At 74.4% G+C, this 13109-nt stretch carries 16 protein-coding genes; 9 read left to right on the forward strand and 7 right to left on the reverse strand.

The window, feature by feature from the left end; all coding sequences use genetic code 11:
* The first annotated feature begins 110 nt into the window (after positions 1 to 110).
* Positions 111 to 437 carry a GYD domain-containing protein gene (locus ABL57_RS12280; protein WP_047803764.1) on the forward strand — a complete coding sequence of 109 codons (327 nt, stop codon included), beginning with the start codon at positions 111 to 113 and terminating at the stop codon, positions 435 to 437.
* An 87-nt stretch (positions 438 to 524) separates the two neighbouring features.
* Here ABL57_RS12280 and ABL57_RS12285 read toward each other — a convergent pair whose 3' ends face one another.
* The 3 genes from ABL57_RS12285 to ABL57_RS12295 all read right to left on the reverse strand — a co-directional run bounded on the left by ABL57_RS12285 (position 525) and on the right by ABL57_RS12295 (position 2969).
* Positions 525 to 1562, reverse strand: a complete 1038-nt coding sequence (locus ABL57_RS12285; protein ID WP_047803765.1) for an FAD-dependent oxidoreductase — start codon at positions 1560 to 1562, stop codon at positions 525 to 527.
* Between the two features lie 75 nt (positions 1563 to 1637).
* The gene (locus tag ABL57_RS12290) at positions 1638 to 2327 is read right to left on the reverse strand and encodes a VC0807 family protein (RefSeq protein ID WP_053004942.1); all 690 of its coding nucleotides are present in this window, start codon (positions 2325 to 2327) and stop codon (positions 1638 to 1640) included.
* Between the two features lie 24 nt (positions 2328 to 2351).
* Complete coding sequence (locus ABL57_RS12295) at positions 2352 to 2969, reverse strand: TetR/AcrR family transcriptional regulator (protein ID WP_047803824.1); 618 nt, start codon at positions 2967 to 2969, stop codon at positions 2352 to 2354.
* Positions 2970 to 3101: 132 nt separating this feature from the next.
* On the opposite strand from ABL57_RS12295, the gene ABL57_RS12300 reads away from it, so the two are divergent.
* Both ABL57_RS12300 and ABL57_RS12305 read left to right on the forward strand, forming a co-directional pair.
* A complete protein-coding gene (locus tag ABL57_RS12300; protein WP_047803766.1) occupies positions 3102 to 3692 on the forward strand; it encodes a GNAT family N-acetyltransferase in 591 nt (196 codons plus the stop codon).
* Between the two features lie 265 nt (positions 3693 to 3957).
* Entirely contained in the window at positions 3958 to 4452 is a 495-nt protein-coding gene (locus ABL57_RS12305; protein WP_047803767.1) for an SRPBCC family protein, read from the forward strand.
* A gap of 41 nt (positions 4453 to 4493) precedes the next feature.
* Here the strand turns inward: ABL57_RS12305 and ABL57_RS12310 are convergent, their stop codons facing one another.
* Positions 4494 to 5822: a serine hydrolase gene (locus ABL57_RS12310; protein ID WP_047803768.1), complete on the reverse strand. Its 1329-nt coding sequence runs from the start codon at positions 5820 to 5822 to the stop codon at positions 4494 to 4496.
* A gap of 545 nt (positions 5823 to 6367) precedes the next feature.
* Here ABL57_RS12310 and ABL57_RS12315 point away from each other — a divergent pair.
* From ABL57_RS12315 to ABL57_RS22355, 3 genes are all read left to right on the forward strand, one after another.
* Positions 6368 to 7210 (forward strand): hypothetical protein, encoded by an 843-nt coding sequence (locus ABL57_RS12315; protein WP_047803769.1) that lies wholly within the window; start codon positions 6368 to 6370, stop codon positions 7208 to 7210.
* A gap of 174 nt (positions 7211 to 7384) precedes the next feature.
* Positions 7385 to 7816, forward strand: a complete 432-nt coding sequence (locus ABL57_RS12320) for a DUF1801 domain-containing protein (protein ID WP_047803770.1) — start codon at positions 7385 to 7387, stop codon at positions 7814 to 7816.
* Between the two features lie 249 nt (positions 7817 to 8065).
* A complete protein-coding gene (locus ABL57_RS22355; protein ID WP_158041183.1) occupies positions 8066 to 8230 on the forward strand; it encodes a hypothetical protein in 165 nt (54 codons plus the stop codon).
* A 65-nt stretch (positions 8231 to 8295) separates the two neighbouring features.
* Here ABL57_RS22355 and ABL57_RS12325 read toward each other — a convergent pair whose 3' ends face one another.
* The 3 genes from ABL57_RS12325 to ABL57_RS12335 all read right to left on the reverse strand — a co-directional run bounded on the left by ABL57_RS12325 (position 8296) and on the right by ABL57_RS12335 (position 10106).
* Positions 8296 to 8913, reverse strand: a complete 618-nt coding sequence (locus ABL57_RS12325; protein WP_047803771.1) for a maleylpyruvate isomerase family mycothiol-dependent enzyme — start codon at positions 8911 to 8913, stop codon at positions 8296 to 8298.
* Positions 8914 to 8975: 62 nt separating this feature from the next.
* Entirely contained in the window at positions 8976 to 9206 is a 231-nt protein-coding gene (locus ABL57_RS12330) for a hypothetical protein (RefSeq protein ID WP_047803772.1), read from the reverse strand.
* Between the two features lie 126 nt (positions 9207 to 9332).
* Positions 9333 to 10106 carry an IclR family transcriptional regulator gene (locus ABL57_RS12335; protein ID WP_047803773.1) on the reverse strand — a complete coding sequence of 258 codons (774 nt, stop codon included), beginning with the start codon at positions 10104 to 10106 and terminating at the stop codon, positions 9333 to 9335.
* Between the two features lie 113 nt (positions 10107 to 10219).
* Between ABL57_RS12335 and ABL57_RS12340 the strand changes: the two genes are divergently transcribed.
* From ABL57_RS12340 to dgoD, 3 genes are read left to right on the forward strand one after another with little or no spacing between them, the layout of a single operon-like run.
* A complete protein-coding gene (locus ABL57_RS12340) occupies positions 10220 to 11281 on the forward strand; it encodes a 2-dehydro-3-deoxygalactonokinase (protein WP_047803774.1) in 1062 nt (353 codons plus the stop codon).
* Positions 11278 to 11904 (forward strand): 2-dehydro-3-deoxy-6-phosphogalactonate aldolase, encoded by a 627-nt coding sequence (locus tag ABL57_RS12345; protein ID WP_047803775.1) that lies wholly within the window; start codon positions 11278 to 11280, stop codon positions 11902 to 11904. Before ABL57_RS12340 ends, ABL57_RS12345 begins: the two co-directional genes overlap by 4 nt.
* 13 nt (positions 11905 to 11917) lie before the next feature.
* Complete coding sequence (gene dgoD, locus ABL57_RS12350) at positions 11918 to 13066, forward strand: galactonate dehydratase (RefSeq protein ID WP_047803776.1); 1149 nt, start codon at positions 11918 to 11920, stop codon at positions 13064 to 13066.
* Positions 13067 to 13109 lie beyond the last annotated feature (43 nt).

Below are 13109 nucleotides of genomic sequence, written 5' to 3' on the forward strand. Positions count from 1 at the left end.
CGATGCCCTTGGGCCGCCTCCCGCCGGGGGCCTACGGTCGGGGCAGCCGCGCTCGAGGAATCCGGCGGAACAGCCGCCAGGACGCCCTCGGGCACCGGAAGGACGAGACGATGCCGCTCTATCTGTCGAAGTTCAGCTACACCCCGGAGACCTGGGCCCGGATGATCCAGCACCCGGAGGACCGCCGCGAGGCCGCCCGGGCCTACATCGAATCGGTCGGCGGGAAGCTGCACGGATTCTGGTACGCCTTCGGCGAGCACGACGGCTACAACCTCTGGGAAGCACCGGACAACGTGTCCATGGCCGCGGTGGCCCTCGCCATCGGCGGGGGCGGGGCGCTCAGCTCGCTGGAGACCACGGTGCTCATGAGCGTCGAGGAGACGCTGGACGCCCTGGGCCGGGCCCAGCAGGTCCGGTACCGGCCACCCGGCACCTGATCCGGTCCGGTACGCCGGTCCGGGCGGGGTCCACGCCGGCGACCCCTCGGACGGCCGGTCGCCCCTCGGACGGCCGGCCGCCGGCGGCTACCCGAGCCGGCTCAGGTGCGATGCCGCGGCCATGACCGTGTTGCGCACGGGCAGGAAGTGCTGCGCGGTGCTCACGGTGTTGGCCAGGCGCGCCAGGCGCACCGTGCGGGTGGCCGGCCTGCGGCGGGCGTCGTCGTACCGGCGCAGGGCGCCGGCCACGTCCGGTGCTGCGGTCAGCGCCTCGACGAGGACCGTGGCGTCCAGAAGGGCCTCGCAGGCGCCTCTTCCGAGATTGGGCGCCATGCCGTGGGCGGCGTCGCCCAGGATCGCGGTCCGTCCGCTGACGTAGGAGGGCGGCGGAGCGACGTCGAGCAGCGTCCGCCGGTCGATCGGGGTGTCCCCGAGGGCGTCCAGCACCCGCCGCACCTCCCGGTGCCAGTCCCCGTAGAGCTCTCGGAGCAGCTGGGCGGCGCTGCGCGGAGACGTTTCCGGCGGCAGGAGATCGGCGCGGATGCTCGCGAACCAGTTGGTGTTCCCGGGGTCGTGCGGGGTGATGCCGAAGAGCCGCCCGGGCCCCCAGGTCTCCGTGATCCCGTCCGCAGGGCCGGGCACGGTGCCGCGGAAGGCGACGGTGCCCAGCGCCCGCGGGGCGGTGCCGAACAGGGCGGCGCGGGTGGGGCTGTGGATGCCTTCGGCGGCGACGAGGATGTCGGCCGCGGGCAGCTCACCGTGGTCGGTGACCGGGGTGTTCCACGCGATGACTCCCGGAGGAATCATTGCGGCCAGTGCCGTCAGCAGCACGGGCCGGGGCACCAGCCGGACCGGGCGGCCGAGGTCCATGCGGGCGATCTCGGTGCCGTCCGGCCGGAGGAGCCGCCCGCCGCGCTGCTCGACGGAGGAAGATCGGACCTCCTTCCCCACCCCCAGCCGGTCCAGGGCGTGCATGGCCTCGGGCCACATGCCCAGGGCGGTGCCGGTGTCCGGCAGGCCCGGCGAGCGCTCGAGCACGTGGACGGTCCAGCCCGCGCGGAGCAGCCCGCGGGCGGTGGCGAGACCGGCGATGCCGGCCCCGAGGACGACGGCTGATCCCTGCACGGCGCCTCCTCCGATCGGTGGTGTCCTGTTCAGTGTCTACACCCGGGGGCGGGAGGACGTCGGACGGTCGAGGGTTCAGGTCCGGTGGCCGGGCACGCCCTGGTCCGCACCGGGCCCCAGGTGGCGCCGGCCGTAGGCCTTCCCGCCCTGGACCACGGCCACGAGCAGCAGCACGAGCAGCCCGACGCTGGCCGCGGGCACCACGTCGACCGGCAGCGTGTAGGCCATCACCACCCGGGCCGCGGCGTCGAGCAGGAACGCCGCGCCGAAGGCGGCGGTCATCCGGCGCAGCAGCCGGCGGAAACCGGGGCTGGTCTCCCAGTCCCGGCGCCACCCCGCGGCGGCGCCGGCCGGCATCAGCCGCAGCGTGGCCTCGTAGAGCACCGGCTTTCCCCCCAGCAGGGAGGCGAGGATCCAGCCGCCCACCAGGGCCGTCAGCCAGCTCTCCCGGGCCAGCAGCAGGCGCGGGTCGGGGCTGAGCAGTCCGACGACGGTGCCCGCTGCGAGCACGGTGAGCGTGAACAGGCCCAGCCGCTCCAGCCGCCGGGCGCGGACGGCCGTGACCACCACCCGCGCCAGGGGCCCGACGGCGCCGAGCATGAGGGCCGTCCACGCGTCCGCCCCGGCCAGCCGGGACCCGTAGTAGAGGGCGAAGGGCAGCACCAGGTCCACCCCCAGCCACCCGGCGGCACTGCCGCCCCGGCGCGGGGTCGGAGCGGCGTCGTCGGCGGCGTCGTCGGGGGCCGGAAAGCGTGGACTGCTCATGGCGTCCTCCTCGGGACGGTGCGCTCAGCGCACCCTGCGGGTGGCGAGCTCGGCCGTGGCCACGAGCTCCCGGGTGTAGGCCGCGAGGTCGAACCCGGGGTCGGTGACCAGCCGTCCCGAGGCGGTGTCCACGGCCCCGCGCAGCAGCACGGCCATGCTGCGGGCGTCGAAGTCGCGGAACTCCCCGGCCTGCTGGCCGTCCCGCAGCATCTGCTCCAGGTGGCCCAGCACGGGGTCCTCCCCGGTCGGGGCGAACCGGGGCGCGCCGTCCGGCCCGCGCAGGTTCATCACGATCTCGGTCACGGCCCGGATGTCCGCCGGGTGGTCGGCCAGGAAGCCGAGGTTGGCCTCGAGATAGGCCCGCAGGAACGCGGCCCCGGTGCGCCCGGCGGTCGCCGCGGCGATGGCCGCCCCGGCCCGGGTGTAGACGTCGGCCACCACCTGCCCGAGCAGCCGGTCCTTGCCCGGGAAGTAGTAGGAGACCACGCCCTTGCTGGCTCCCGCCCGGCGGGCGATCTCCGTCAGGGAGGCCCGGGCGTAGCCCAGCTCCGCGATCGCCTCGACCGCGCACGCCAGGATCTGCTCGCGCCGGGCCCCCTCCGTGAACGTCCTCCCGCCGTCCCGCCCCGTGTCTGACCGCATGGTCAGATTCTCGTACGACCGGTCAAGGTCGGCCAGGGTCCGCGGGTCACGATCCGGCCACACCTGCCCGGCGGGATCGCCTCCTTCCCGTTCCGAGATGCCTCGCGGCCCGCGCCCACGTGAGAATGGGCCATGGACACGACCCCGTTCACGATCCGGCCGGCCACGAGCGAGCGGTTCGACGACGTCGCCACCGTCCTCGGCCCCCGGAACCCCGACTCGGCGGTGTGCTGGTGCCTCACCTACCGGCTGCCGTCCCGGGAGAACCGCGCACTGAGCGCTCGAGAGCGGGCCCAGAAGGTGCAGGAGCTGTGCGCCCGGCCGATCCCGCCCGGCATCCTCGCCTACGACGGGGACACCGTGGTCGGCTGGTGCGGCGTCGCCCCGCGGGCCGAGCTGCACGCGTTCAGCCACAGCAGGACGATCCCGCACCTCGACGACCTCCCGGTCTGGGCGGTGTGGTGCTTCCGGGTGCGCGGGGGCCGGCGCGGCCGGGGTGTGGCCCGGGCCCTGCTCGACGGGGCCGTCGAGCACGCCCGCGGCCACGGGGCGCCGGCGCTCGAGGGGTACCCGGTCGACAACGGGGACCGGAAGGTCGACACCACGATGGCCTACGTCGGCACCCGCGCCATGTTCGAGCGCGCCGGCTTCACCTGGGCCGCCGACACGACCTCGACGCTGAACGGCTTCCCCCGCGTCCTCATGCGCCGGTCGCTGCGCTGACTCGGGCACAGGGTCGACGGCGCACCCTGTGCGCTTTCCCCGACCTCGCCCCCGCACGGACCGTCGCACCGCGGCGGGCGACCACGTCCCGGGAGCTCCAGCGACACGAAGGCGCACAGAGTCACGGGCCCGAGACGATCCGGCCTCCGCCCTTGGGCGCGCCCTCGACGGGCGCCTATGGTCGAGGCACCCTTCGGTGCGGGTCCCACCCGCACCGAGGTCCCGGCACCTGATCCGCTCCGCCACCGCACCACGGAGGACCACCATGCAGACCCTGGGCCGTGCCGAGGAGTCCGTGCACATCGAGGCGCCGCCGCAGGCGGTCTACGACGTCGTCGCCGACGTCACCCGCACCCCCGAGTACAGTCCCGAGGTCGACGAGGTCGTCTGGCTCGACGACGGCGGCCCGCACGTCGGCGCCCGGTTCCGGGCCCGCAACCGGGCCCCGGAGGACTCCCGCTTCTCCTGGCACAACACCCCGATCGTGATGGCCGCCGAGCCCGGCCGGGAGTTCGCCTTCGCGCGCACCGAGAAGTTCGCCGGCACCATCGTGTGGCGCTATCGCTTCGAGCCCGAGGGCACCGGCACCCGGGTGACGGAGTCCTACGAGGTGGCCCGCCCGGTCGGCCGGATCGGCTGGTTCATCATCGGCACCCTGGGCCGGGACCCGGACCGGATGACCACGATGCGCGAGGGGCTGCGGGAGAGCCTGCGGCGGCTCAAGCGCCTGGTCGAGGCCGGGACGGCGCCGTCGTCCTAGGGTCGTCCCCGTGCCGGCCCACGGCCCGGAGCCCGCCGTGGTCACTCCTGCGGGTTGGGCGTGAAGGTGTGGCCCAGCGCGGTGGAGAGCTCGGCGAAGATGCGGGTGGCGGGCCCGGAGCACGGCAGCGTCCTCGGGTCGTCGGCCAGCACCGGGGACTCGGGGCAGTTCCCGGAGGCGATGTCGCTGTTGACCAGCACGACCACGGTGGTGTCGGTGGTGGTGTCGTAGTAGACGGTGGTGTTGTACCCGGGCAGCTCCCCGGTGTGCCCGACCCAGCCGTCGATGCACCCGAAGCCCAGTCCGTAGCCTCGTTCCGGCGGTGAGAAGGACATCAGGCGTTCCCGCTGGCTGTCGGCCTCCAGCAGACCCTGTCCGGTGCCCAGGGCCCGGCCGTAGGTCAGCAGGTCGTCCACGTCCGAGATCAGGCCCCCGGCGGTGAAGGCCCAGGTGGGGCTCCAGTGGGTGGCATCGGCCGGGGCCTCGGGGGTCGCGGTGTCGCCCTGCAGGGTGAAGCCCCGGGCGAAGGGCTCTGGCAGCTCGGTGGAGGCTCCGGGCCAGACGGTTTCGTCGAGCTCCAGCGGGTCGAAGATGTTGGCCTCCAGCACCTCCCCGACCGGGCGTCCGGTGACCTGCTCGACGACCAGGCCCAGCAGGACGTAGTTGGTGTTCGAGTAGTCGAACTGCGCCCCCGGGGCGAACAGCGGGGACTCCGCCACGCCGAAGGCGACGAGCTCCTCGGGCGTGAAGACCGTCTCCGGGGCCGCGAAGAGGACCTTCTGGAACTCCTCGTTGCGGGAGTAGCTGGCGATGCCGCTGGTCATGTCCGCGAGCTGGCGCAGCGTGATCCGGTCCCCGTTGGGGATGCCCTCGACGTAGTCCCCGATGGGGTCGTCCAGGGACAGCTCGCCCTCCTCGGCCAGCTGCAGCACCAGAGTGGCGGTGAAGGGCTTGGTGGCGGAGCCGATGCGGGTGTGCACGTCGACGTCCATCGGCTCCCCGGTGGCCGGGTCGGCCACTCCGTAGGCCTGCGTCCAGGTTCCCTCCGGGGAGGAGACTCCGACGACCGCACCGGGGGCCGAGGCCTGTGCGAAGGATCGCCGCGCGGCGGCATCCAGCCTCGCGGTGAGCTCCTGCGGCAGCGGCTCCGCCGTCTGCGGGGACGGACCGGCGCTGACGACGCGGTCGACGTCGGGAACGCAGGCCTCCGGGACGGAGGGCGCGGGGGCCGCCGCGGCTCCCGTCGCCGGTCCGGCCGCGGACCCTGTGGCCGCCGATGGAACGCCGACGGCGCCGCCGGCCCCGAGGAGCAGCACCGCCGCCACGGCGGCGAGGAACGGGGGACGGGTGGATCGGGTGGATGGTGACATGGGTCTTCTCTTCCCGGTCGGCGGAGCACGCCGTCGGCGCGGACTCTCCGCCCTGGAGGCGGTGCTTCGGACACTGTCGTCGTGGGCGACGATGTCGATCCCTGCGGCGCGCCACGGCGACGGCAGTTCCTGGCCGTGCGCACGGACACGGGAATCGAAGCCGGGGCGGGCCGGTGCCGGGCCCCGCGGATCACGCGCCCCGGCCCGGGTCCGCACCCGGGGGGACCGCTCCGTCCAGCGTAGGACCGCGTCCGGGACAGGCCTCCGGCCCCGTCCCGGATCGTTACCCGACACCGGAAGATGACGCACCCCACGGCCGCGACGGGCCCGGCCGCGCCTCAAGTCGCCGACAGCCACCACGGTCGCCGCCGGACTCCGCCCTGACCAGGCGCTGTGACGCAGCGTTGCGCCCTGCTCGCCCCCAGGATGTGAGGATGCCCACTCATCCTGTGTTCTCCCAGGTCAGCCGGGATAATGGATCCGGCCGACCCGAGCGACGTCGCGGGGATCCGGCCCCCAACCCGCGACCGGACCAGGACATCAGCATGACCCTCGAAAAACCCCAGACCAGTACCGCACCCGCCGACGAGCAGGCGCCCACGGACGAGAAGCCGGAAAAGAAGAGCCCGGCCCTGAACATCCCGGGACTGCTCGCCGGAGCCGCCACCGCCGCGACCATGTCCGTGATCGGCGGTCACCTCAGCGTCGTCGGCACCGTCCTCGGCGCCGCCCTGACGAGCATCGTCTCCGGCATCGCCGTGGTCGTCTACTCCACCTCGCTCGAACGGAGCCGCCGGGGCCTGACCAAGGTCCGCACCGTGGTCACCACGCGCATCCTCACCCGCGACGGACTGCGGGTCCCCGAGACCCGCGGCAGCAGCGCCGTGGCCGACGACGCCCCCGGGCCGCGCTTCCGGCTGCCGTGGAAGCAGGTGCTCGTGAGCACCGGGGTGATCATCGGCCTGGCGGTCGCCGCGGTCTTCGGCGTCCAGGCGCTGACCGGCACCGAGCTCTCCGGCGGCACGGGCACGATCCAGCGCACCGTGACCGGCTCCGAGTCCGTGGCCGTGCGCAGCGCCAGCACCCCCGCCCCGGTCGAGGAGCAGGCACCGGGCACCGGCGAGCTCGCCCCGGCCGAGGGCGCCGCCCCTGCGGAGGCGCCGACCACCGACCCCGCGGCGGGCGAGGTGGTGCCCGGTGGGACCGCCCCGACCAGCGGGGCCGTGACCGGCGACGGCTCGGCCACGTCCGGCGACGCGGCCGCCGGCACGGGCGGCCAGCCGCTGGACGGCGGCCAGACGGGCACCGGAACCGGCCAGCTCGACCCGGGAGCGGCCCAGCAGGGCGCCACCGGCACCGACCCCGGAGCGGCCCCCGCCGCACCGTAGGCGAAACCCGGCCCCCGCGGAACAGGGGCGGCAGACGTGGCGACCACGGCTGCCGCCCCTGTCGCCGTCCGTGACCCTTTCGCCGTCCGCCCCGCGGCGTACCGTGGCACTCGACCCGGCGACGCCGCCGACGCGGGGCACCTGGCCCCGCACGCTCGCTTCCGAGGAGGCCCCGTGGAGAAGACACCCCAGCCGGTCGAGGAGTTCCTCGAGGGCGTCACGCCCAGGAAACGCCGGAACGACGCCGAGCGGCTGCTCCCGCTGTTCGCCCGCGCCACCGGAGAGACCCCCACCATGTGGGGCACGATCATCGGCTTCTGCGAGTACCACTACCGCTACGCCAGCGGTCACGAGGGCGACGCCCCGGCGGCGAGCTTCGCCCCGCGCCGGGCGGCCACCACCATCTACCTGTTCGACGGCGTGAGCGCCTACCCCGGCGAGCTGGCTCGGCTGGGCCCGCACACGACGGGCGTCGGGTGCCTCTACGTCAAGGACCTAGACGGCATCGACCTGGGCGTGCTCGAGGACGTCGTCGCCGCCTCCTACCGCGCCGTGACCTGGGGGACCTTCGGCCGGGGCGCCCACGACGGTGCCGCCTCGGGCTGAGCCGGGACCGAGGCGTCACCGAGGCCGTCGGGGCCGTCGGGGCCGTCGAGCAATCTTTCGTCATGTTCGGGTATCCCCGCTGACCAGGCCCGATGTTTCCGCGGGCACCCGGAGCTCTGGACTTAAGTCCAAAGACATATAACCCGGTCGGCACCTAACTTGGGGAGCAACCGGGCTGCGGTCGCAGCCGCGGAGGACACGACGAAGGGGATCGCAGTGGCGGGGGTTCGAGAAGTTCGGGAGGACCAGGTGGCGCAGTGGCTGACGGTGGTGGCCGTGGCGCTGTTCATCGCCAACGGCGCGGTGCTGGCGCTGGGCGCCCAGTCGTACGGGTGGGCCGCGCTGCTGGTCGTGGGCGCCGTGCTGGTCACCATCTCCACCGGCATCCTGGAGCGCCCGCTGCGCCGGAGCTGACCGCACGCCCGGCCCGGTCGGCCACCGGGTGCCGGACCGGGTCGGCCAGGACGAGCATGCGGCGATCAGCGCACGAGGGCTGCGGCGCCCGGGCCGGCGAGCTCCTCCGGCCCGACCGCGCGCCCGGACACCGCCAGCAGCAGGGCGGCGGCGGTCCCGCGCACTTCCGGGCCCGTGCCGGTCTCGAGTCCGGCGTCGGTGGTCACGACGCGCAGTCCATGAGCGCGCTCCTTGCCGCCGCCGAACCGCACACCGGTCCGCAGCTGGTGGCGCAGGGCCTCGGTGACGGGCCCGACCGGATAGATGCGGGAGATGCCGAGGGGCCGCCGGATGTCCTCTCCGTGCACGATCGCCTCGATCAGCCGGGTGGCCGGCGGCGCCGGGGCGCTGGTCGTGCGGCCGCTGACCGCGCGGAAGGCGGCCAGGGTCGCGCGCGGATCGGCACGGCGTTCCCGGGCGATCCCCCGGGCGTTGCAGCGGTCGAAGTCGAAGCCGGCGGCGGCGAGACGGCACAGGAAGCCCAGTCGTGTCGTCCGGGCGTCGTCGACGAGGTGCGCCAGGACGTCGTGCACATCCCAGCCGGGGCACAGGGACGGGGTGGCCCACTGCGGTGCCGGCAGGTGCTCCAGGTCCTGCGCGAGCGCCTGACGCTCGGCGTGCACCACGGGCCAGATCTCGGTCATGCGGACTCCTCTGTCCTGCGGCGGGCCGTCACCGGACGATGCCGTGCGGTGACGCGCCTGCACTACGTCGGGGGAGGCTCCGGGTCGGTGTGCTGGTCGGCGCCACGGCGCAGGAGCGCGCGCTGCCGCAGCAGCCCGGAGACCACGAAGCTCAGGGCCAGCGAGCAGACGAGTGCCACCAGGTAGCTGTCCAGCACCCAGGACAGCAGCGGCAGGAGCCCGCCCAGGCACACGGCCGCCAGCAGCTGCTCCTTGGGCGAGCCGGCGGGCTGCGGGGTCTTCCCGGCGTTCATTCCTCCACCCTACGGACCGCACACGACGCCTCGGCGACCGACCCGCCCCGGCGGTGCCGCCGGGGCGGCCGGGGCGGCCGGGACCACGCCCACCCGCGGCCGCGGCTCGGGTTCCCCTCGGGCGGGTCACGCGCTCCGGCCGAGCTCGCGCCCGATGGCCTGCGCCGCCTGCCGCACGACCGGCACCAGGGCCTGCATGCGCTCGGCGGGCATGTACGGCTGCGTGGCCGAGACGCTGATCGCCGCCACGACCGCGCCGCGGGCGTCGCGGACGGGGGCCGCGACGCAGCGGATCCCGGGCTCGTTCTCCTCCAGGTCCATCGTGCTGTCCCGGCCGGCACCGTCCTCCATGGTCCTGCGGAACGCGGCGAGCTCCTGCGGGGAGTGCGCCCCCGGGTGCTCCGCGGTGTACTGCTCCGCCCAGCGGTGCGGCTCGTCCAGGAGCAGGGACTTGCCGATGCCCGTGCGGGTCAGCGGCATCCGGTGCCCGATCCGCGAGCGCATCTCGGCTCCGCGCGAGCCGGGGATCTTGTCGAGGTAGAGCACCTGCCCGGCGTCCTCCACGGCCAGGTGCACGGTGTCCTGCACCGTGGCCGCCAGCCGCTCCAGGACCGGGCGGGCGAGCACCGGCAGGGGTTGCTGGTGCAGGGCGCGGAAGCCGTAGTCGATGAGCTGCGGCCCCAGCGTGTAGGACGTGCCGTGGACCGTCCGGACGAAGCCTCGCAGCTCCAGCAGCTGGATCAGCCGGTGCGCCGTGCTGCGGCCGATGCCCGTGGCGTCCACGACGCCCCTCAGGTCGTGGGCGCCCTCCGCGACGGCGTGCAGGATGTCCAGTCCGCGCGCGAGGGTGAGGGTCCCCTGCGGGACGGGTGGCCGGGGCGGGCTGCTCTCGGAGGTCATGCAGGGAAGTCTAGGAGGGGAACCGGCCGTCTTCCGGTCCGGGACGGAGTCGTCATGTCCCATTATCTACGACGCTGTTCGACATAGTGAGACAGGTAAAGCACACTCCAGATGTGCCTCAGCTCTCACCCGCCCCCTCCGGTCCTGACCCGTCGGCCCCCGGCCCGGCCTCCTCCCGGCTGGTCGCGCTGGACTGGGGAACGACCTCAGCGCGGGCCTACCTGCTCGACACCGGCGGCACCGTCCTCGACACCGCCCCGGCGGGCCGGGGCGTCCTGGCCGTCACCGACGGGCTGACCACCGCGCAGGACCGCCGCGCGGCGTTCGAGGAGGAGTTCGAGCGGATGTGCGGGCGGTGGCTGGAGGCGCACCCGGCGCTCCCCGTGCTGGCCTCCGGCATGGTCGGCAGCACCCAGGGCTGGGCGGACGTGCCGTATCAGCGCCTGCCCCAGGATCTCGAGGCCCTGGCCGGGGCGCTGACGGCGATCCCCACCCGCCGCGGGCCCGTGCACGTGGTGCCGGGCCTGCTGGCGGACGGCGAGCTGCCCCAGGTGATGCGCGGGGAGGAGACCCAGATCCTGGGCCTGCTCGAGACCGCCCACGGCGACGCGCACACCGGCGGGCGCCGCGGGACGGTCGTGGTCCTGCCCGGCACCCACACCAAGTGGGTGCACGTGGAGGGACGCCGCGTCCTCGACTTCCGCACCGTGATGACCGGTGAGGTCTACGGCCTGGTCACCCGGCACAGCATCCTGGGCCGGCTCGCCCGCCGGCCCGACGCGCCCGACCTGGAGGCCTTCGACCGCGGGGTCCGGACGTCGCTGAGCGCGGACGCCGACGGCGGGATCCTGGCCACCCTCTTCTCCGCACGGACCCTGCCGCTGACCGGGCGCCTGGCCGCCGAGCAGGTGGACGACTACATCTCCGGGCTGATGATCGGCGCCGAGGTGGCCTCCTGGGCGCGCGACCGGCCGGCCTCCGGCGGCTCCCCCGGCGCAGGGCCGGCCGAGGTGCTGCTGTGCGGGGAGCCGGAGCTGTGCCGGCGCTACCAGCGCACCCTGCACCAGCTCGGCGTCGACGCCCCGGTGGTCGGCGGCGACGTCGTCACCCACGGCCTGCGGAGCATCGCGCTCGCCGCCGGCCTTCTCGATGCCCCGACGGAAGGAACGGCATGACGCACACTCCCACCGGCCTCGTCGCCATCCTGCGGGGCCTCACCCCGCGGGAGGCCCCCGAGGTCGGGGACCGGCTGTACGCGGCGGGCTTCCGCGCCCTCGAGGTCCCGCTGAACTCCCCCGACCCCCTGACCTCGGTCCGGGTGCTGCGCGAGAACCTCCCGGAGGACTGCGCCGTGGGCGCGGGCACCGTCCTGACGGTCGAGGAGGTCCGTGCCGCCCGTGCCGCGGGGGCCGGGCTCATCGTCTCCCCGGCCATGGACCCGGAGGTCATCGCCGAGACGGTCCGCCTCGGCATGCGCAGCTACCCCGGCGTGGCCACGCCCACCGAGGCCTTCGCCGCGCTCCGGGCCGGCGCCCGGAACCTCAAGCTGTTCCCCTCCGACGCGGTCGGGATCGCCGGGATGACGGCCTGGCGGGCCGTGCTGCCGGCGGACGTCGAGTTCCTGCCCGTGGGCGGGGTCGGCGCCGAGAACCTCCGGGACTGGGTGGCCGCCGGGGCCGGCGGGGCCGGCATCGGCTCGTCCCTCTACCGGCCCGGCGTGTCCGGCCCCGACCTGTCCGCCCGCGCCGAGGCCCTGGTCCGGGCCTGGCGCTCCGCGAGCGACCACCCCGAGAAGTGAGCGAGGAGACTCCATGAGGATCACCGGCGTGACCACCTACACCGTGCCCCCGCGGTGGCTGTTCCTGAAGATCGAGACCGACGAGGGCGTCGTGGGCTGGGGCGAACCGGTCGTCGAGGGCCGGGCGGCGACCGTGGCCGCCGCCGTCGAGGAGCTCTCGGACCACCTGGTCGGCCAGGACCCCCGCAACATCGAGGACCTGTGGACCGTGCTGTACCGCGGCGGGTTCTACCGCGGCGGGCCCATCCTGATGAGCGCCCTGGCCGGCATCGACCAGGCCCTGTGGGACATCAAGGGCAAGGCCCTCGGGGTGCCGGTGCACGAGCTGCTCGGCGGGAGGGTCCGCGACCGGATCCGCGTGTACTCGTGGATCGGCGGGGACCGCCCCACCGAGACCGCCGCCGCGGCCCGCGCCGCCGTCGAGCGAGGCTTCAGTGCGGTGAAGATGAACGGCACCGCGGAGCTGCAGTACGTCGACAGCTGGGACAAGGTCGACCTGTGCCTGGAGAGCGTGCGGACGGTCCGCGAGGCGGTGGGCCCGGACGTCGGCATCGGGGTGGACTTCCACGGCCGCGTGCACAAGCCCATGGCCAAGGTCCTGCTGCGCGAGCTCGAGCCCTACCGGCTGATGTTCATCGAGGAGCCCGTCCTCAGCGAGAACGTCGACGGCTTCCTCGATCCCCTGCGCAGCACGTCCACGCCCATCGCCCTGGGCGAGCGGCTGTTCTCCCGCTGGGACTTCAAGGACGTCCTGGCCTCCGGCGCCGTGGACATCATCCAGCCCGACCCCTCCCACTGCGGCGGCATCACCGAGGCCCGCAAGATCGCCCACATGGCCGAGGCCTACGACGTCGCCCTGGCCCTGCACTGCCCCCTGGGCCCCATCGCCCTCGCGGCGTGCCTGCAGATCGACGCCGGCTGCTACAACGCCTTCATCCAGGAGCAGAGCCTGGGCATCCACTACAACGAGAGCAACGACCTGCTGGACTACCTGGCCGACCCGTCGGTCTTCGACTACGAGGACGGCATGGTCCGGATCCCCGGCGGGCCCGGGCTGGGCATCGAGGTCAACGAGGACTACGTCCTGGAGCGGGCCCGCGAGGGCCACCGCTGGCGCAACCCGGTCTGGCGCCACGCCGACGGCTCCTTCGCGGAGTGGTGAGCCGGCGGCCACGGACCTGAACGCCCCGGACCTGAACGCCCCG

The organism is Kocuria sp. SM24M-10, from assembly GCF_001027955.1.
Lineage (GTDB): Bacteria > Actinomycetota > Actinomycetes > Actinomycetales > Micrococcaceae > Kocuria > Kocuria oceani.